The sequence below is a fragment of the Hydrosulfovibrio ferrireducens genome (genome assembly GCF_046883345.1).
In the GTDB taxonomy this organism is placed as follows: domain Bacteria; phylum Desulfobacterota; class Desulfobulbia; order Desulfobulbales; family Desulfurivibrionaceae; genus Thiovibrio; species Thiovibrio ferrireducens.
On the sequence record NZ_JALKCW010000010.1, the window covers coordinates 147,128 to 164,269 of the forward strand.

Genomic DNA, 17,142 nt, shown 5'->3' on the forward strand with positions numbered 1-17,142 from the left:
GCCTGCGAGCTATAGCCCGCCTATGCGAGCAGGCCGATGACAAAGCAGATGTGGTGCTGCTGAATGTTTACATGTTGCCAGGGAGAAAATGTGACCGACTCTGCCGTGAATTACGCGAAGATCGAATTTGTGAAAAGCGCTTTCAAGATGGCGCAACTGCCCGAGGAATCCCTGCCGGAAATCGCCTTTGCCGGGCGCTCCAATGTGGGCAAGTCCAGCTTGATCAACCGGCTGGTGAACCGCAAGGGTTTGGTCAAGGTCAGCGCCCGTCCCGGCAAGACCCAGAGCCTCAACTATTTTATCGTTGACGGGAAGCTCTATCTGGTCGATCTGCCGGGCTACGGTTTTGCCAAGGTCTCCAAAAAACTCCAGGACGACTGGCAGGAGCTGGTGACCGACTACCTGTCCAACAGCCCGACCCTGCGCTGCGTGGTGGTGTTGATCGACCTGAGGCATCTCCTGAAGAGCCAGGACCGGGAACTGGTCGAATGGCTCAGGAGCCGGGGCCGTCCTTTCCTCATCGTCTATACCAAGCGGGACAAGCTTTCCAACAACGAGCAGGCCAAGCAGGCCGCGAGCCTCGATGCCGCCCTCGGCCTGGGCAAACAGGAGCGGGTGCTCTTTTCCGCGAAAACCGGCGAGGGGAAGGACGATTTAGTGGCGGCAATCGCCACCTTCTTGGGGTAGTTTTTTTCTGATCGTGATGATAACGCCGCTGGCTTTTGGCCTGAGGCTTTCCTTTTTTGTTGGGGAGTAAAGAGGATGAACACCATGATAATACAGGAAGAATGGCATTGTTGGCAGATTACCCTCTGCGGAAGCGAAGAGAGCTGTCTGGCCTGGAAGCAGGGCCTCGAGACCAGGCCGTGCTGGGAGGTTGCCCAGGATTTGGACGATTACCGCAGCGCGCTCAATGTCTGCAAGGACTGCATCGTCTTTATCTCAAAAGAGCACAGCGCGGCCTTGAGCGAAGCGGAAGTCCGGGAGATCATGGAGCGCAAGATTGAGTGTGTGCTTGCCACGCAATGCCCAGGACGAAGGGATTAAGCGTGGTTTGTTCGGCCCACTTACTGGTCTGACTTGAGCACCGCCAGGAAGGCGCTTTGCGGGATCTCCACGTTGCCCACGGTTTTCATCCGCTTTTTTCCGGCCTTCTGTTTTTCCAGCAGTTTCCGCTTGCGGCTGATGTCGCCGCCGTAGCATTTCGCCAAAACGTCCTTGCGCAGGGCGGAGATGGTTTCCCTGCCGATGATGTTGCCCCCCACCGCCGCCTGGATGGCGATCTTGAACATCTGGCGCGGGATTTCCTCTTTCAGCTTCTCGCAGGCATGGAGCCCGCGCGCCCTGGCGTTGTTGCGGTGCACCAACTGGGAGAGCGCATCCACCCGTTCGCCGTTCACCAGGATGTCCAGCTTGACCAGATCGCTTTCCCGGTAATCCAGGAGATCGTAATCAAAGGAGCCGTACCCTTGGGTGACGGATTTGAGCCGGTCGTAAAAGTCGTAGATAATCTCCGCCAGGGGCACCTCGCAGGTGAACTCGATCCGGCCGGGCATGGGGTAGTGGTGGTGGGTGTTCTCGCCGCGCCGCTCCATGCACAGGGTCATCACCACCCCCATGTAGCGCTCCGGGATGAGGATGGTGGCCTTGATAAAGGGTTCCTCGATGCGCTCTATGGTGGTCGGGTCCGGGTAGTAGGCCGGGTTGTCCACCTCTTTCATGGTCCCGTCCTTGAGGAAAATTTTGTAGTTCACCGAAGGCACGGTGAGGATCAATGAGAGGTCGAATTCCCGCTCCAGTCGCTCCTGGACCACCTCCAGATGGAGTAATCCCAGGAAGCCGCAGCGGAAACCGAAGCCCAGGGCGGTGGACGAGTCCTTCTGGAAGGAGAGGGAGGCGTCGTTCAAGGTGAGCTTTTCTATGGCCGTGGCCAGGGTTTCGTAGTCGTCGGTGGACACGGGATAGATGGAAGAGAACACCACCTGTTTGATCTCCTGGAAGCCGGGCAGGGGTTTGGCGCAGGGGCGGTCTTTTAAGGTGATGGTATCGCCGGGTCTGGTGTCGGTGATGGTCTTGATCCCGGCGATGATGTAGCCCACCTGGCCTGCGCTCAGTTCTTTCTGCGGTTCGCGGGTCAGGCGGAAAAAGCCCACCTCCTCGACCCGGTAGGCGGCGTTGTTGGACATGAAGAGGATGGTGTCCCCGGCTTTGATCCGTCCTTCAAAGAGGCGGCAGGAGATGATGGTTCCCCGGAAGGGGTCGTAGAAGGCGTCAAAGATCAGGGCCTCCAGCGGCTTTTCCGGGTCGCCCGTGGGCGGCGGCAGGAGATTGACCACCGCTTCCAGCACCGTATCGACGCCCTTGCCGGTTTTTGCCGAACAGAACTGGATGTGGGCGGCGTCCAGGCCCAGGTCTTCCTCGATCTGCAGGGCAACCCCTTCGGGGTCGGCGGAGGGGAGATCGATCTTGTTGATCACCGGAATCACTTCCAGGTTGTTCTCCATGGCCAGATAGAGGTTGGCCAGGGTCTGGGCTTCGATGCCCTGGGCCGCGTCAACCAGCAGCAGCGCTCCCTCGCAGGAGGCCAGGGCCCGGGAAACCTCGTAGCTGAAGTCAACGTGGCCCGGGGTGTCAACGAGGTTGAGGATGTAGTCCTTGCCGTTCTTGGCGCGGTACGGCAGGCAGATCGCCTGGCTTTTGATGGTGATCCCCCGCTCCCGTTCGATATCCATGCTGTCCAGGAGCTGGTCGTGGAACTGGCGGTCGGTAACCATGCCGCAGAGCTGGATGAAGCGATCTGCCAGGGTGGATTTTCCGTGGTCGATGTGGGCGATGATGCTGAAGTTTCGAATGTTTTCCATGGTCAAGCCGGGGAAGTCCTGTTTTTTCGGTCGGGCAATGGTTGTACTGTATCAGAATCATGGAAATGGGCGGAAAAAATATCCTGAGCCCACAGAAGAGGCTATCTATCATAAAAAGGTAGCCTTGGCAATTTTAAAAAGGAATTACGCCCCCTTGGGATTGGTGTCAGGCCTGCGGCGAGGCGGGGAAGGGGAAGGCCGCTGTGGAAAGAGATTGACCTTTGACGCGGTTCTATTAATAATAACCCCCATGAAAGAAGACCCGGAAGTCCTTGAAATACTCGATGAAGAAGAGGATGCGCAGGAAATGCTGCATCCCCTGGTCGCGCTGCCCGATGATGACAATCTTCCGGCCCTGGGCAATGCGGGGCTTCATCGCTATCTTCAGGAAATCAGCCAGTACAAGCTCATGACCCGTGAGGAGACCGATGAGCTGGCCCGCCATTTTCAGGCAACCGGCGACCCGGAAGCGGCCTACAAGCTGGTCACCTCCAATCTGCGGCTGGTGGTCAAGGTGGCCATGGATTTCCAGAAGTACTGGATGCAGAACTTCCTCGATCTCATCCAGGAGGGCAATGTCGGGTTGGTGCAGGCGGTGAAAAAGTTCGACCCCTACCGTCAGGTGAAGTTCTCCTATTATGCCGCCTACTGGATCCGGGCCTATATCCTTAAATTCATCATGGATAACTGGCGGCTGGTCAAAATCGGCACCACCCAGGCCCAGCGCAAACTGTTTTTCAGCTTGAATAAAGAAAAAAAACTGCTAGAATCGCAGGGCTTTGCGCCGGAGGTCAAATTGCTGGCCCAGCGCCTCAATGTCAAGGAAAGCGAAGTCATTGAGATGAGCCAGCGCATGGACAACTGGGATGTTTCCCTGGAAAGTCCGGTGCGGGAAGGCTCCGACGAGGAGCAGAAGAATTTTCTCCCCATGCTCGGCCCCACCGTGGAAGAACGGGTGGCGGAAAAGGAAGTGCAGGAGTGGATGGGCACGGTTCTCGACAAGCTGCGCGAGACCCTAAACGACAAGGAAAAGGCTATCCTGGCCGATCGGTTGCTCAGCGACGAGCCCCTTACCCTGCAGGATATTGCCGATAAGTTTGACATCTCCCGGGAACGGGTGCGGCAGATCGAGGCCAATCTCTTGAAAAAGATGCGGGAATATTTTGAAAAGGAAGTGCCTGATATCAAGGACTTCCTTGCGGAATTTCTCAACCCCTGGCGTTCATAGCCGTTGGGCCGGCGCCCTCGCCGTCTGCGACGATACCTGGAAAAGACATATGCGCGTTCCTCTTTTAGATTTGCATGGCCAGATGGCTCCCCTGCGTGACGAGATCCTTGCCGCAGTGACCGAGGTCATTGATTCAACCCAGTACATCCTCGGCCCCAAGGTAGAGCAGTTTGAAAAAAATGTTGCCGCCTACTGTGGCTCCCGGTATGGCATCGGCGTTGCCAGCGGCACCGATGCCCTGCTTGCCGCGCTCATGGGGTTGGGCATCGGCCCCGGCGATGCGGTGTTGACCACGCCCTATTCCTTTTTCGCCACCATGGGCTGTATCCTCAGGCTGGGCGCAAGCCCGGTTTTTGCCGATATCGATCCGGTTACCTACAATATCGACCCGGAGCGGATGACCGAGGCCTTGGCCCAGGATGCTAAAGGGAAGAAGCGGATCAAGGCGATCATCCCGGTGCATCTCTACGGGCAATGCGCGGACATGGGGCGGATTCTCGCCTTGGCCAAACAGTACAACCTGCCGGTGGTGGAGGATGCCGCCCAGGCCATCGGCGCTGTCTATCCCATGAAGAGCGGCGGCCAGACCGTCTGGCAGCGGGCCGGTTCCATGGGCGAGGCCGGGTGTTTTTCCTTTTTCCCCAGCAAGAATCTCGGCGGCATCGGCGACGGCGGTTTGATTACCTGCAACGATCCGGAGCTTGCCGAGCGGATCAGGATAATCCGGGTACATGGCGGGGCGCCCAAGTATCACCACGGGGTGGTGGGGGGCAATTTCCGGATCGATCCCATCCAGACCGTGGTTCTTGATATCAAGCTCTCCCGGTTGCCCGAGTGGCACCGGGCAAGGCGGCGCAATGCCGCAACCTATCGGAGTCTGTTCGCCCAAACCACCCTGCTGGAAAACGGTGCGGTTTCTCTGCCCGAAGCGGTGTACGAGGCCGAGGGAAAGGCGGCCGGGGAAGGGGAGGATTATCATATCTATAACCAGTTTGTCATCCGGGCCAAGGAGCGTGACGGATTGCTCCACCATCTTCACAGCCATGACGTCGGGGCGGAGATCTATTACCCCATTCCTCTCCACCGGCAGGGATGCCTTGCCGGCCTGGGGTACGAGGATGTTTCGTTTCCCGAAGCGGAGCGAGCTTCGCGGGAGACCCTTGCTTTGCCCATCTTTCCTGAGCTCACGGGCGAGATGCAAGATTTTGTCGTGGAAAAGATTGCTGAATTTTACAGACGGTAACGCTGTTCCATTTCTTGTCTGCTTTTTAAGCCGGTCCTTTTTACGGTTGCCAAAAGGACACCTCTGCTGATGCGTATCGGATTGCGTTTTTCTCTCTCTCCTGTCCTCCTTTTCCCGATTGTCCTCCGGGCGAGAACCCTCGCCCGGGCGTCAGCCTTTTGCCTCTTTTTGTCTCTCCTCCTTCCCGTGGCCGGTCAGGCGGCGGAGTTCGCAGTGCCCCGGGGCAAGGAGGTCGTGCCGGCGCGAACCATCCAACTCAAGGAGGACAAGGATGTCGCCTGGAAGGCTTTGTGGGACCAGGGACGGGAGTTGGCCCGCAACGGCAGGCTTGTCGAGGCGGCGCCGGTGTATGAGGCGTTGCTGAGCTTGCGAGAGGGACTCGAGGCTGCCCGGTGGGAATTGGTTACCATTCTTCTGCAACTGAAGCGTGAGGAAGGCGTTCTTCCCCATCTTGAGTTGCTGGTTGAGGGTGCTCCACGGAATGTGCAGTATCTGTTCGCGCTGGCCGAGGTGAGCCGGGGGCGGAATAATGCCGCCCGGGCCGAAGCGCTGTACAAAAAAGTTCTCCAACGGGAGCCCGGCAATCTCCAGGCCTTGCGGGGAGCTGCTTCCGTTCTTCTTGCCCAGCAAAAAAAAGGAGAGGCCGCGGCCATGCTGGAAACCCTGCTCCAACGGGAGCCGGCCCGGCTCGCCTTGCGGGAAGAGCTGGGCAATCTCTATTACGAGATGGGCGCCTATGACAAGGCCAGGGCGCACTTCACCGTCCTGGCCCGGGAAAATCAGGCCGACTCGGCAATCCTGCTTAAAACAGCCCAGACGTATGACAAATCCGGCCTTGAGAGCCAGGCGGTTGAGTACTGGCAACGTTTGGCCCACATCTCCAAGAGTGCCGAGGCAAAGGAACGGTTGACCGCCTATTATCTGAAGGGCGGCAAAGCAGAGGATGCCTTGGCCCATCTTCTCCCTCTCGTTGAGAAGGAGCCCTCTTCTCCCCGGCTCCTCAAGCGCCTTGGGCAGATATATGCCTCCCTTGCCCGTCTCCCCGAGGCCCTGGCCTATTTTGAACGTTATATCTCCCTCAAGCCCGAAGATAAAGAGGTGCTGCGGCAGGTAATCGACATCCATGCCGTTTTGGGGAACACGCCAGGAGGGATGGCCCTGGGACGCAGCCTCAGACTTGAGCCTCTGCCCGACCTCGAAAATTTGGCGCGCGGCGCCGCACTCTATGAGGCACGCGGCGAGTTGCGGGAGGCGATCGCCCTGTATGACCAAATCCTGGCGGTCACCCCCGATGATCCTGAGATCCTGGCCAAACGGGCCAAGGTCCTGCTGGCGAACGGCAATGAAGACGAGGCCAGCGCCATGTGGGGCCATCTGGCGCGGCGGGAAAAACTTCTCGAAGTGCTTGAGGTCCTCTTCCGAATGGAGCCGGGAAACACAACGGTTCTTAAAAAACTGGCAGGCATGTACCTGGACCGGGGGGAGCTGGCACAAAGCCTGGAGATCTTTGCCCGGCTGGAAGCCCTCGGGGTAAGGACGCCCGAGGTTTTGGCCGGTCAAGCCTTGGCGTGTGAGGGGCTCGGTCGATCAGCCAAGGCGCTGGCCCTGTATGAACAGCTTTTGGATGGGGCTGACGCAACCGGAGGGTTCCGGCTGCGTTGCGTCCAGTTGGCAGGCGGGCTTGGTCTGCTGCGGAAAACCCAGAGCCATCTGGCCCGGCTGCAGGGAAAATTCCCCGAGCTGTACGCCTCTCCGCAGACGCAGTTGCGCATTGCCAAGGCTTTGAATGCGGCAGCCGCCCAGGGTGCGGCCAGGGAATACTACACCGGCATACTTGCACAGGATCAGGTTGGCGATGATCTGACCATGGCTGCTTTTCTCGGCCTGTCCGAGATCTACCGGCAGAACGGTTTGCCCTATGAGGCGGAACAGGTTTTGCGGCAGGCCTATCTTCGTTATCCGCGGGATGGGGCCGTTCTTGGCCGCTTGTTTGCCTTGGCTCTTCAAGAAAAGCATTTTGCCGAAGCCTGGGTCTGGCTTGAGCGGTTGGCGCAACAGGACAGCAATGTCGCGCGGCAGGGAGCCGGAGCAGCCCGGATGATAGGGCCCTTGGCCCAAGAAGTCTCTGACCCGAGGCTGCTGTGGGCACGGCTGCTGGCGGCCGAAGGCGCGACCGGGGATGCGGTCAAGCTCGCCCGGCAGGTGGTGAGGGAGTTGCCCGAGACCACGGAAAACAAGCTGTTGCTCGCCCGGCTCTTGCTGGCCGATGGTCAGTATGGCGCGGCCGAGGAGGTGGCCGGACCCGTGTCTGGTCAGGGGGGCAAGCCGGAGGCAGGCCTGCTTCTGTTGCGGATTTACCGCGCCCAAGGGAAGAGCGGCGCTGAAAAAGCGCTTGTTCAGCGAATATTGACGGAGTCCGCCCACGATCAAGGTCTTGTGCTTGATCTTCTGCAGGCCATGGCGGAAGAAGGGCTGATTGCGGAGCTATGCGAGAGGGCGGATCTGGCTGGCCGGCAATATCCTGAATCCGTCGCCATCCGTTCCCTGGCTGCCTCGGCTCGGGAGGCCAACGGTGAGGTCGGCCCGGCTATTGAACTCTGGCAGGGTATCGTCAGGGATTTTCCGGAGCAGGAATTTGCCGTTGTGCGTCTTGCCCATCTGCTTTTCCACCATGGCCGTTTTGCCGAGGCCAGGGCGGTGGCGGAACGTTTTCCCCAGGGAACGTTGCGCCCCGACATGATCTTGCTCAAGGCGCGAATACTCTGGGCCGAGCATGAGTGGGAAAAGAGCGTGGCCATGTACGATGGTTTTCTTCAGCCCTCGGTGGCGGACAGTATCGCTGTTCTGGCGCGGGAGCGGAAGGTTCCCTTGCCGCAGCCCGAAGAGCCTGGTGTGTGGACGCGGTTGACCGTGGCCGAGAGTGCCAGGCAAACCGTGATCGATGGGCTTATGACGCCCACGGCCGTGCTTGAACCCGGGGAAAGGGCAATGGCGTTGAATCGGATGGCCGTTCCGTTTTACGCCCAATACCGCTGGCAGAAGCAGCTTGCCCTGGAAAAAACCGCCAGGCAGGCCGTGATCCGGCGCGAGTATCTGGCTGCGGCAAATTATTTTAAGAAGTTGTTGCGGGAATATCCTGCGGAGGCTTCCCTGCAGTTTGATTTGGCCGGGATTTACAGCCGGTTCGGGCAGTTGGGGCATGAAGCCGCGCTGTATGAGGATATCCGCGCCGCCGGAGGGGAGTTCCCTGGTTTGACCGAGGCCAGAGAGAGAAACGAGTTGAAGCGCCAACCCAGGGTTGCTTTGGGGTATGGCTATCTCCGGGAGGAGGGCAGGGAAGGCTATAAGGCGATCAGGAAAAGCTGGGAAGGGGCCAGCCTGCAATACTCGCCCTATCTGCAGCATGATGTGGCGGTGGATCTTGCTCGGCTCGACTACCAGGATCCCGGCGGCACCGGCAAGATTCGTGGAAACCGCGCCTTTGTTTCCTACGCGGCCAATATCAATGAGCAGCTTCTCCTGCGCGGTGGAGCAGGAGCGGAGTTGTTGGAAAACAGCCAGCCCGACACCGCCCTGGTTGAGCTGGCCGCGGAGGGGCGTCTGGGAGACCGGTTGACCGGCATTCTTTCCTATGGGCGGGATGTCAAGCACGACACCCTGGCCAGCCTGGGTCGGAATATCGTGCAGCAGGACTATCGGGCGGATTTAGTCGTGGACATGGTTCCCAGCGTCCAGGCGGGAGGCGGGTATCTTTACACTGATTTTTCCGACAATAATACCATGAAAGGGTATGATGTGTGGGCGGCCTACCTGCTTTTTCTTGATCCGGCATTTTTGAAATTTTGCTATACCTACGATTTTAAGGACACCGTGTCGGGCAGAGGCGACGGAGTTCTGCTGGCGGATGGGTTTGGCGCCTCCGATCACCCGTACTGGACGCCGATGAATTATTGGCAGAACCGCTTCAGCCTGTATTTCAGGCACCAGCTTTCCGATGATCAGTTCCGGCGCGGTGTTCCCCGGTACTATGATCTTGAGTATGCCGTGGTCTATGACGAGATGGGGTATGCCATGCAAACCTGGAAGGGAGGCTTTTTTGTGGAATATGCCCCGCAGGTCATTTTTTCCGCGACAACGGAATTGACCTCAGGCCCTGATTACCGGGCCAAGGAGTTTTTTCTTTCGGCCATTTACCGCTGGTAGCCCTGCTTTTCCCGGCCCGCTTTCCCTTGCAATCTTTTTTGTCGTGTGCTAATTGAATGGTTTGCTGTTGTCCTGCCTCTCCGGATACCGGAGTGCGCTGGCGTTGATGGGTTGATGGATATTTTCGCCGTTTAGACCGGGGCGATCGCTGCTGCGATTGCCTGCCGGGAAAACGGCCATTTTTTTTATAGCGTTTTATTGTCTGGCAAGGAGGATGTTATGGTTGAGCGTATTCCCATGTCTCAGGAGGGATATGCCAGATTGCGTCAGGAGCTTGATCGGCTGCAGAAGAAAGAGCGTCCCGCGGTCATCGAGGCGATCGAGGTAGCGCGTGGGCACGGCGATTTGAAGGAAAATGCCGAATACCATGCGGCCAAGGAGCGTCAGGGGCACATCGAAGGGCGGATCATGGAGCTCAAGGACAAGCTGGGGCGGGCCGAGGTTATCGACTGCTCCGCCGTGGACTGTTCCCGGGTGGTTTTTGGCACGGTTGTCTCCCTTGTCGATCTGGATACGGACGACGAGATCCGGTATCAGCTTTTGGGGCCATTGGAGGCGGACGTGAGCAAAGGCAGCATTTCCGTGCTTTCCCCGATCGGCCGGGCCATGATCGGCAAAAGCGTGGGGGATGAGATCACCGTGAAAACCCCGGGCGGGGTGCGGCAACTGGAGGTCATGGAGATCAAGCCTCCGGAGCAGGCTTAAAGCTGAGTGCTGAGTGCAAAGTACCGAGCACTCGGAACTCAGCACTCGGAACTCAGCACTCGGAACTTTAAAAAGTCCCTGTGGCCTTTTTTACGAGTCCGTCATAATGCCGGAAATGAAGATATCGCTGATCTGTCGGGCCGCTTCGTCGATGGTGTAGCTGTGGTGCGGCGATAGAACCCAGAGCCTGGAGGTTTCATCCAGCGCCCCGAAAAAGGCCCGCTTGAATACGCCCGGCAGGAGGCTCTTGCGGAACACCCCCTCTTCCTGGCCCTTGTGGATAATGGCCGAGACCACATCCACATATTCAATAAACTTCGTATTTCTGTATTCTTTCATGAACTTGTTGCTCTGGCGCAACTCCATCTGCAAAACCTCGGCAAGCTCCTTTTTCTCCTCCATGAGTTGCATGTGGTGGAGGGCAAAAATGTGGAGCATCTTCCGGGGATCGGTCTCTTTTTCCAGGAGGAGTTTAACCTCCAGGATGATCTTGCCGATCTCTTCCTCAAAGAGCGAAATAAGGATGTCGTACTTGTTGTTGAAATAGAGGTAGATGGTCCCGTCGGCCACCTGGGCTTCCTTGGCAATGTCGGAAATGCGGGCGCTGAAAAACCCTTTTCTGGCAAAAACGGTGATGGCCGCTTCGATGATCTTGGAATGTTTGTCCGATGTTCTCATGGAGTCAGCAGGATACGTAGAGGTGACGGTCGTGGGATGGTTGACTTATGAATGTGTATTCATTCATTTTTCGGCCTATCATAGAAGGGGAAGGAGCGGGTGTCAAGGCAAAAGTTTTTTCTGAAGAAAGTAAGGATTTTTGCCGGCAGGCGCAGGGAATTGTTGGGCGACGACGGGAACCGCGGGGTTGCCCGCGGGTAAGGGACGGAATCCTATCGCGGTTTTGGTTCTCCAGGTGTTACATTTATGCATCGCAACGGTTTAATGCTTTCTTGTCCTGCGGTTTTGGGGTAAAATGCAGCCCTCCGGTTTTTGAGTATTTCCCAATGACTCCGGGGGGATAAAAGATTATTTCAGGAACAAGCCGAGGAGATTTTTGATGAAGATTCTGGTTGTTGGTTCGGGCGGCAGGGAGCATGCCCTGGTCTGGAAATTGCGGCAGAGCCCCAGGGTGACCGAGATATATTGCGCACCGGGCAATGCCGGGATCAGCGGACTGGCAACCTGCGTTGCGATCGGCGCCACCGATATTGAAGCGCTTGCCGACTTTGCGCAACAGAAAGGGGTTGGCCTCACCGTGATCGGCCCTGAAGTCCCGCTTTCCTTGGGCATCGTGGATTATTTTGAAGAAAAAGGGCTGCGGGTGTTCGGCCCCCGGCGCAACGCCGCCACCCTTGAAGGCAGCAAGGTTTTCATGAAGGATCTGCTTGAAAAATATCATATTCCCTCTGCCTTTTACGCCACTTTTACCGATAGGGAAGAGGCCCTCGGTTATGTGGAAAAGCAGTCCGCTCCCTTGGTGGTCAAAACCGATGGCTTGGCCGCGGGCAAGGGCGTGGTGGTGGCCCAAACCATTGCCGAGGCAAAGGTGGCGGTGAACCTGTTCATGAAGGAAAAGGCCTTTGGCGAGGCAGGCAGCCGGGTGGTGATCGAGGAGTTTCTTTGCGGGGAAGAAGCCTCTTTTCTTGCCTTCACCGATGGAGAGACGGTCCTGCCCCTGCCGACCTCCCAAGACCATAAGGCGATTTTTGATGGCGACAAGGGTCCGAACACCGGGGGCATGGGAGCCTATTCCCCTGCGCCGGTGGTGACCGAAGCCCTGCACCGCCAGGTCATGGAAACGGTGATGCTGCCCACGGTCAAGGGACTGGCTGCGGAAGGCTGTCCCTATAAAGGGGTGCTCTATGCCGGGTTGATGATCGACAAGGGGGTGGTCAAGGTTCTTGAATTCAACTGCCGGTTCGGCGACCCCGAGGCCCAGCCCTTGCTCATGCGGCTCAGAACCGATCTCGTGGAGGTCATGGAGGCGGTGATCGATGGCCGCCTCTCCGAGATATCCCTGGAGATCGACCCGCGCCCCACGGTCTGCGTGGTCATGGCGGCCGGAGGCTATCCCGGCAAGTATGAAAACGGCAAGGTCATCCATGGCCTTGCGAAGGCTGGGGAGCATAAGGACGTGGTGGTTTTTCACGCCGGCACCGCATGGCAGGGAGATGCGGTCGTCACCAACGGCGGCCGGGTGTTGGGAGTGACCGCCATCGGCGACACGGTGCAGGATGCCATTGGCAAGGCATACAAGGCCACGGAGGAGATCGGCTGGGAGGGCTGTTACTACCGAAAGGATATCGGCCGCAAGGCCTTGGACCGAAAATAAACGTTCAGCAGCACCGCATCTGCTTTGTCATCGGCCTGCTCATGTGCAATAGCACACTTCGCAGGCCTCTTGGTCGGCACTTCTGCCGACAATTGACACACGCATCTGCGGCAGCAGCGAAGCGGCACTGCTGAACGTTTATCGTACATAGTCTAAGTTGTTTTGTTTCAGGGGAATGATTACGACCATACAGGAGAGTGAGCTATGATCGGTATTGTCATGGGCAGTGATTCGGACCTGCCGGTTATGCAGGGGTGCGTGGATTTTTTGCAGAAGATGGATATCCCTTACGAAATAACGGTGGCTTCGGCTCACCGGAGCCCGGCGCGGGCCTTGGAATATGCAAGCAGCGCCAAGGGGCGCGGCCTGAAGATCATCATCGCCGCGGCGGGGATGGCAGCCCATCTGGCCGGAGTTCTGGCGGCCCATACCACCCTGCCCGTTATCGGGGTGCCGGTTGACTCCTCTTCTCTAAACGGCCTTGACGCCTTGCTTTCCACGGTGCAGATGCCGCCGGGCGTGCCGGTGGCTACCATGGGCATCGGCAAGGCCGGCGCGAAAAATGGGGCTATTCTTGCGGCGCAGATTTTGGCCCTTGCCGATGACCGGTTGGCGGCAAGGCTTGTCGCCTTTAAAGAAGAGATGGCCCGCGAGGTTGAGGAAAAGGCGCAACGGCTCGTTGGAAGTGCGTGACAGGGAAACCGTGGCGGAATCCCTTGTGACGGAAGAGGCCCTGGCCCAAGCCTGTGCGGTTCTTCGCTCGGGAGGGGTTGTCGCCTTTCCCACGGAAACATATTACGGGCTGGCGGTTGATCCTTTCAATCAGGCGGCCGTGTCCCGTCTTTTTGCCCTGAAAGGACGGTCTCCCGACAAGCCGGTCCTGTTGATTATCGACAATTCCTCCCAACTTACCCGTCTTGTCGCGGCGATTCCCCCCCTCTTTCCTCTGCTGATGGAAAGATTCTGGCCCGGGCCATTGACCCTTGTCTTTCCAGCGGCTCAATCCTTGCCGGAGATGCTTACCGGCTCCCGGGGCACCATTGGGGTGCGGGTTTCTTCCCATCCCGTGGCTCAGAAACTTGTCAAGGCCTTTGGCCGGCCGATAACGGCGACCAGCGCGAATTTTTCCGGGCAACCCGCGGCGGTGGCTGCCGACGGCGTGTTTGCGCAGTTGGGTCCGGAGGTGGATGTTGTTCTTGACGGCGGGCTGACTCCAGGTGGTCAGGGTTCGACCCTCCTTGGCTATCAGGAGGGCAAGATCCGCCTGCTCAGGGCCGGGGTCATTCCTTTTGCCCGGATAGAGGCGGCCTTGATCGAAGCATAGGAGTGCTTTTCTCCCCGGTTCGCAGGAGAAAAAATACGGCGCGAAATTTTCCCATTTATACATTTGCTGATCGGCAGCACTTTCTGTATGATACCAATGAGCCGCAATCGTGGTTTTAATGATGTTGCGTCGTCGCCTCCTTGTTGTTTTCCGGCTGTGGCGGCCACCAATTTTATGATAAGGAACAGATATGGCAGACCTTGAGTGGGATAGGGATTTCGCCCTGGAGCAGTCCGGAGACGACGAAGAGATGCTGGCGGAACTTTTGGTGCTGTTTCGCGATTCTTCCGCCTCTGATCTGGCGCGGATCAACGACGCTCTTGCCGCGGAAAAAGCCGTGGCCGTGGCTGATGCCGCGCACAGCATCAAGGGCGCCTCAGCCAGCCTCGGGGTGGAAGGTGTGCGCAAGATCGCGGCCGAGCTTGAAAAGAAAGGCCGGGCCGGCGATCTATCCCAGGGAAGGGAGCTCGCCGCCCAGCTTGCCGATCTTCTCGCGGCCTTTGCCGAACGGCAATGAAAGTGACCAGAGTAGAAAGGCCTCCTGTTGCAGGGACAAGATCTTCCCTGAATTTCTCTGACTGAACCATGCCCAGCGCCAAAGAAATACTTCGGAAATTCACCGAACTGAAAACGCTCCCGCATGTGGCGATCAAGGTGACCCAACTGGTCAATGACGATCGCAGTACCATGCAGGATTTTGAAGAGATCATCAAGCTCGACCCTGTTTTGGTCACCCGGCTGTTGCGTCTTGTCAACAGCCCCTATTTCGGCCTCTCCCAAAAAGTCGAATCTATTTCCAAGGCCGTGGTTTTCGCCGGCATGAAGCAGCTCCGCAATCTGGTGGCGGTTGAAGGGTTGCGCGGGCTGTTCAAGGGCGAGAATGCTGATTTTTCGGCGCCGAAACTCTGGATGCATTCCGCCACCGTGGCCATCCTCTCGGGAATGATTGCCAAGCGTATTTTCGGCAAAGACGGCGAGGATGTTTTTCTGGCCGGCATCATCCATGACATCGGGCTTATTGTTGAAAATCAGATAGCCGGGGAGGCGCTGCGCGAAGCCTGTAAGGCTTACAGGGAGGGAAAGGGGACCCTGATCGAGTGCGAACGCAATGCCATTGGCGCCGATCATGCCGAGGTGGGCTATCTTCTTACCAAGGACTGGGGATTGCCCCAGGAGGTGCTCGGCTCCGTCAAGTCGCATCATCTTGCCAAGCAGGGGAAATCCGTTTCCAGTACCGGCAGCATTTTGCAACTGGCGGAATTCATGGCCGGAAAGATGCAGTATTGGGCCATCCCCGGACCCATCGAGCCATTGCCCCCGGAGTTGACCGAGCATGTGAAGGAAAAGGTGGCGGATTACAAAATAATTATCAGGGATCTGCCTGGAGAAATGACCAAGGCCAAAGAATTGTACGAGTCGGACGAGTGAAACGCTGATGACCGAGCCCACCTTTGATGCCATATTTGATGACCTGATCGACGCCAATGCGGAACTGCAAAGTTTTTTGGCGATCCTCGATGCCCTGTTGCCCGAGGCCTCGATGCTTCTGGTGAGTGAGTCCGGGGCTGTGCTTGATGGCGCGCGCCCCCTGGTTGTCGCCTTGCCGGTGCGTGAAAAGCTGGTTCGCGAGGCCAAGGCCACCGATGGCTTTATCACGGGAAAAGCGGATAGCGGCACCCGGTGCCACGCGATATCGCTTGCCAAGTTTTCGGCGGTGCTGATCATCTCCTGCACTGCCTCCCCGGAAGATGATTGGGAGCCAGGTTCCGCGATCGCCTCTCTCTTGCGCAATACCCTTGAGCTCGCCCTGTACAGGCAGGAACGGGAGATGCTTGTCGCGGATCATGAGCAGTCGGTCCGGCAGATCAGCATCCTCCAGCAGCAGCACGGCAAGTTGATTGAGGACAACTATCGTCAGTACCGGCTCAACCAGGACCGGGAGAAAGAGTATGCCCGCAAGCTGGAAAGCGAAATCGCCAAGCAAACCGCCGAGTTGCGGGAAGCCAATGTGCGGCTTGAGGAGATCAGCCGTCTGAAGAGCGATTTTCTGGCCAACATGAGCCATGAATTGCGAACGCCCATGAATGCTATCATCGGTTTCAGCGAACTCCTCTCCGAAACCCCATTGGCAGGAGAACAGCTTGAATATGCCCGAACCATCACCCAGTCTGCGAAGAGTTTGCTGACGCTGATCAACGACATTCTTGACCTGGCGAAAATCGAAGCGGGCAAGCTCGAACTTGAGCATCTGCCTTTTGATCTCGCCGAGGTGATCGATAACGTGGTCGCCATGTTCAAGATTCCCGCCCGGGAAAAGGGGGTTGTCGTCGCCAGCACAATCGACAACCGCATCCCGAAAAGAATAATGGGAGACTGCAACCGGCTGCGTCAGATTTTGATAAATCTGGCTGGAAACGCCATGAAGTTTACGGAGCAGGGCGGGGTTGACCTCGAGGTTGCCTATGAGCGTTCCGCTGCCGGCCGTATTGTCAGCCGGTTTTCGGTGCGCGACAGCGGCATAGGTATCCCCGCCGACCGGGTTGAGGCGATTTTTGAAAAATTTACCCAGGCAGACGGTTCGACCACCAGGAAATATGGAGGAACAGGTCTGGGGCTGGCCATCTGCCTGCAGCTCGTGGAACTCATGGGCGGGCATCTCGTGGTCGCCAGCGAAGAGGGAAAGGGCAGCACCTTTTCTTTTGTTATTCCCCTGGAAGAGGCCCCGGCGGAGATCATCTCCTTGCAAGAGCGCAAGGATGCGTGCCGGGAAAAGACAGTGGGTGGCGGAAAGATTCTTCTGGTTGAGGACAACGCGGTTAATCAGCGATTGGCCAGCATCCTCATCAGCCGGGAAGGGTATGAGGTCGAGGTGGCTTCCGATGGGACCGAGGCTCTGGAGCATTTGCGGCACCAAGCCTTTGACCTTGTTCTGATGGATGTGCAGATGCCGAATATGGACGGCATGGAGGCCACCAGAAGAATCAGGGCGATTGAGGCCGATCCGGCCCTGCGGCAGGACTATGTCGGCTTGCGCGCCCTTAAACAGCCGTTGGAGATAGTCGGGCTCACGGCCCATGCCAGAAAAGAGGATGAAACCGCCTGTTACGCGGCAGGAATGAACGGTTTCCTCACCAAGCCCATTATCAAGGCAAAGCTGACCATGATCCTCGGCGAGAAGATGCCCAGGATTCCATCACCGAAGGATAACGAGCCGTCCTGACCCGTTCCGATCCCTGGTTCTTCAGT

General features: G+C 57.8%; 14 protein-coding genes. 12 read left to right on the forward strand and 2 right to left on the reverse strand.

Annotation, left to right across the window (positions count from 1 at the left end):
* Positions 1-105: 105 nt before the first annotated feature.
* Both yihA and MWR57_RS04210 read left to right on the forward strand, forming a co-directional pair.
* Positions 106-687: a ribosome biogenesis GTP-binding protein YihA/YsxC gene (yihA, locus tag MWR57_RS04205; protein ID WP_479723943.1), complete on the forward strand. Its 582-nt coding sequence runs from the start codon at positions 106-108 to the stop codon at positions 685-687.
* A 75-nt stretch (positions 688-762) separates the two neighbouring features.
* Positions 763-1,047, forward strand: coding sequence for a hypothetical protein (locus MWR57_RS04210; protein ID WP_423123536.1), 285 nt, complete (start codon positions 763-765; stop codon positions 1,045-1,047).
* A gap of 20 nt (positions 1,048-1,067) precedes the next feature.
* Here the strand turns inward: MWR57_RS04210 and lepA are convergent, their stop codons facing one another.
* Complete coding sequence (lepA, locus tag MWR57_RS04215; RefSeq protein ID WP_423123537.1) at positions 1,068-2,861, reverse strand: translation elongation factor 4; 1,794 nt, start codon at positions 2,859-2,861, stop codon at positions 1,068-1,070.
* Positions 2,862-3,111: 250 nt separating this feature from the next.
* On the opposite strand from lepA, the gene MWR57_RS04220 reads away from it, so the two are divergent.
* The 4 genes from MWR57_RS04220 to greA all read left to right on the forward strand — a co-directional run bounded on the left by MWR57_RS04220 (position 3,112) and on the right by greA (position 10,240).
* Positions 3,112-4,089, forward strand: coding sequence for a sigma-70 family RNA polymerase sigma factor (locus tag MWR57_RS04220; protein WP_423123538.1), 978 nt, complete (start codon positions 3,112-3,114; stop codon positions 4,087-4,089).
* Between the two features lie 49 nt (positions 4,090-4,138).
* The gene (locus MWR57_RS04225; protein WP_423123539.1) at positions 4,139-5,332 is read left to right on the forward strand and encodes a DegT/DnrJ/EryC1/StrS family aminotransferase; all 1,194 of its coding nucleotides are present in this window, start codon (positions 4,139-4,141) and stop codon (positions 5,330-5,332) included.
* Between the two features lie 69 nt (positions 5,333-5,401).
* The gene (locus MWR57_RS04230) at positions 5,402-9,535 is read left to right on the forward strand and encodes a tetratricopeptide repeat protein (protein WP_423123540.1); all 4,134 of its coding nucleotides are present in this window, start codon (positions 5,402-5,404) and stop codon (positions 9,533-9,535) included.
* 219 nt (positions 9,536-9,754) lie between these two features.
* A complete protein-coding gene (gene greA / locus MWR57_RS04235) occupies positions 9,755-10,240 on the forward strand; it encodes a transcription elongation factor GreA (RefSeq protein WP_423123541.1) in 486 nt (161 codons plus the stop codon).
* 90 nt (positions 10,241-10,330) lie between these two features.
* On the opposite strand, the gene MWR57_RS04240 is transcribed toward greA, so the two are convergent.
* The gene (locus MWR57_RS04240; RefSeq protein ID WP_423123542.1) at positions 10,331-10,918 is read right to left on the reverse strand and encodes a TetR/AcrR family transcriptional regulator; all 588 of its coding nucleotides are present in this window, start codon (positions 10,916-10,918) and stop codon (positions 10,331-10,333) included.
* A gap of 379 nt (positions 10,919-11,297) precedes the next feature.
* Between MWR57_RS04240 and purD the strand changes: the two genes are divergently transcribed.
* From purD to MWR57_RS04270, 6 genes are all read left to right on the forward strand, one after another.
* Entirely contained in the window at positions 11,298-12,572 is a 1,275-nt protein-coding gene (gene purD / locus MWR57_RS04245) for a phosphoribosylamine--glycine ligase (protein ID WP_423123543.1), read from the forward strand.
* A gap of 204 nt (positions 12,573-12,776) precedes the next feature.
* Positions 12,777-13,265 carry a 5-(carboxyamino)imidazole ribonucleotide mutase gene (gene purE / locus MWR57_RS04250; RefSeq protein WP_423123544.1) on the forward strand — a complete coding sequence of 163 codons (489 nt, stop codon included), beginning with the start codon at positions 12,777-12,779 and terminating at the stop codon, positions 13,263-13,265.
* On the forward strand, positions 13,258-13,896 hold the full coding sequence (locus tag MWR57_RS04255) for an L-threonylcarbamoyladenylate synthase (protein WP_423123621.1): 639 nt from the start codon (positions 13,258-13,260) through the stop codon (positions 13,894-13,896). Before purE ends, MWR57_RS04255 begins: the two co-directional genes overlap by 8 nt.
* Before the next feature lie 190 nt (positions 13,897-14,086).
* Positions 14,087-14,413, forward strand: coding sequence for an Hpt domain-containing protein (locus MWR57_RS04260; RefSeq protein ID WP_423123545.1), 327 nt, complete (start codon positions 14,087-14,089; stop codon positions 14,411-14,413).
* Positions 14,414-14,481: 68 nt separating this feature from the next.
* A complete protein-coding gene (locus MWR57_RS04265) occupies positions 14,482-15,324 on the forward strand; it encodes an HDOD domain-containing protein (protein WP_423123546.1) in 843 nt (280 codons plus the stop codon).
* A gap of 7 nt (positions 15,325-15,331) precedes the next feature.
* A complete protein-coding gene (locus MWR57_RS04270; RefSeq protein ID WP_423123547.1) occupies positions 15,332-17,116 on the forward strand; it encodes an ATP-binding protein in 1,785 nt (594 codons plus the stop codon).
* The last annotated feature ends 26 nt before the right edge of the window (positions 17,117-17,142 follow it).

Coding starts and splice junctions, on each gene's coding strand:
- MWR57_RS04210 (WP_423123536.1), top strand. CDS start 763: ATGAACACCATGATAATACAGGAAGAATGGCATTGTTGGCAGATTACC.
- lepA (WP_423123537.1), bottom strand. CDS start 2,861: ATGGAAAACATTCGAAACTTCAGCATCATCGCCCACATCGACCACGGA.
- MWR57_RS04220 (WP_423123538.1), top strand. CDS start 3,112: ATGAAAGAAGACCCGGAAGTCCTTGAAATACTCGATGAAGAAGAGGAT.
- MWR57_RS04225 (WP_423123539.1), top strand. CDS start 4,139: ATGCGCGTTCCTCTTTTAGATTTGCATGGCCAGATGGCTCCCCTGCGT.
- MWR57_RS04230 (WP_423123540.1), top strand. CDS start 5,402: ATGCGTATCGGATTGCGTTTTTCTCTCTCTCCTGTCCTCCTTTTCCCG.
- greA (WP_423123541.1), top strand. CDS start 9,755: ATGGTTGAGCGTATTCCCATGTCTCAGGAGGGATATGCCAGATTGCGT.
- MWR57_RS04240 (WP_423123542.1), bottom strand. CDS start 10,918: ATGAGAACATCGGACAAACATTCCAAGATCATCGAAGCGGCCATCACC.
- purD (WP_423123543.1), top strand. CDS start 11,298: ATGAAGATTCTGGTTGTTGGTTCGGGCGGCAGGGAGCATGCCCTGGTC.
- purE (WP_423123544.1), top strand. CDS start 12,777: ATGATCGGTATTGTCATGGGCAGTGATTCGGACCTGCCGGTTATGCAG.
- MWR57_RS04260 (WP_423123545.1), top strand. CDS start 14,087: ATGGCAGACCTTGAGTGGGATAGGGATTTCGCCCTGGAGCAGTCCGGA.
- MWR57_RS04265 (WP_423123546.1), top strand. CDS start 14,482: ATGCCCAGCGCCAAAGAAATACTTCGGAAATTCACCGAACTGAAAACG.
- MWR57_RS04270 (WP_423123547.1), top strand. CDS start 15,332: ATGACCGAGCCCACCTTTGATGCCATATTTGATGACCTGATCGACGCC.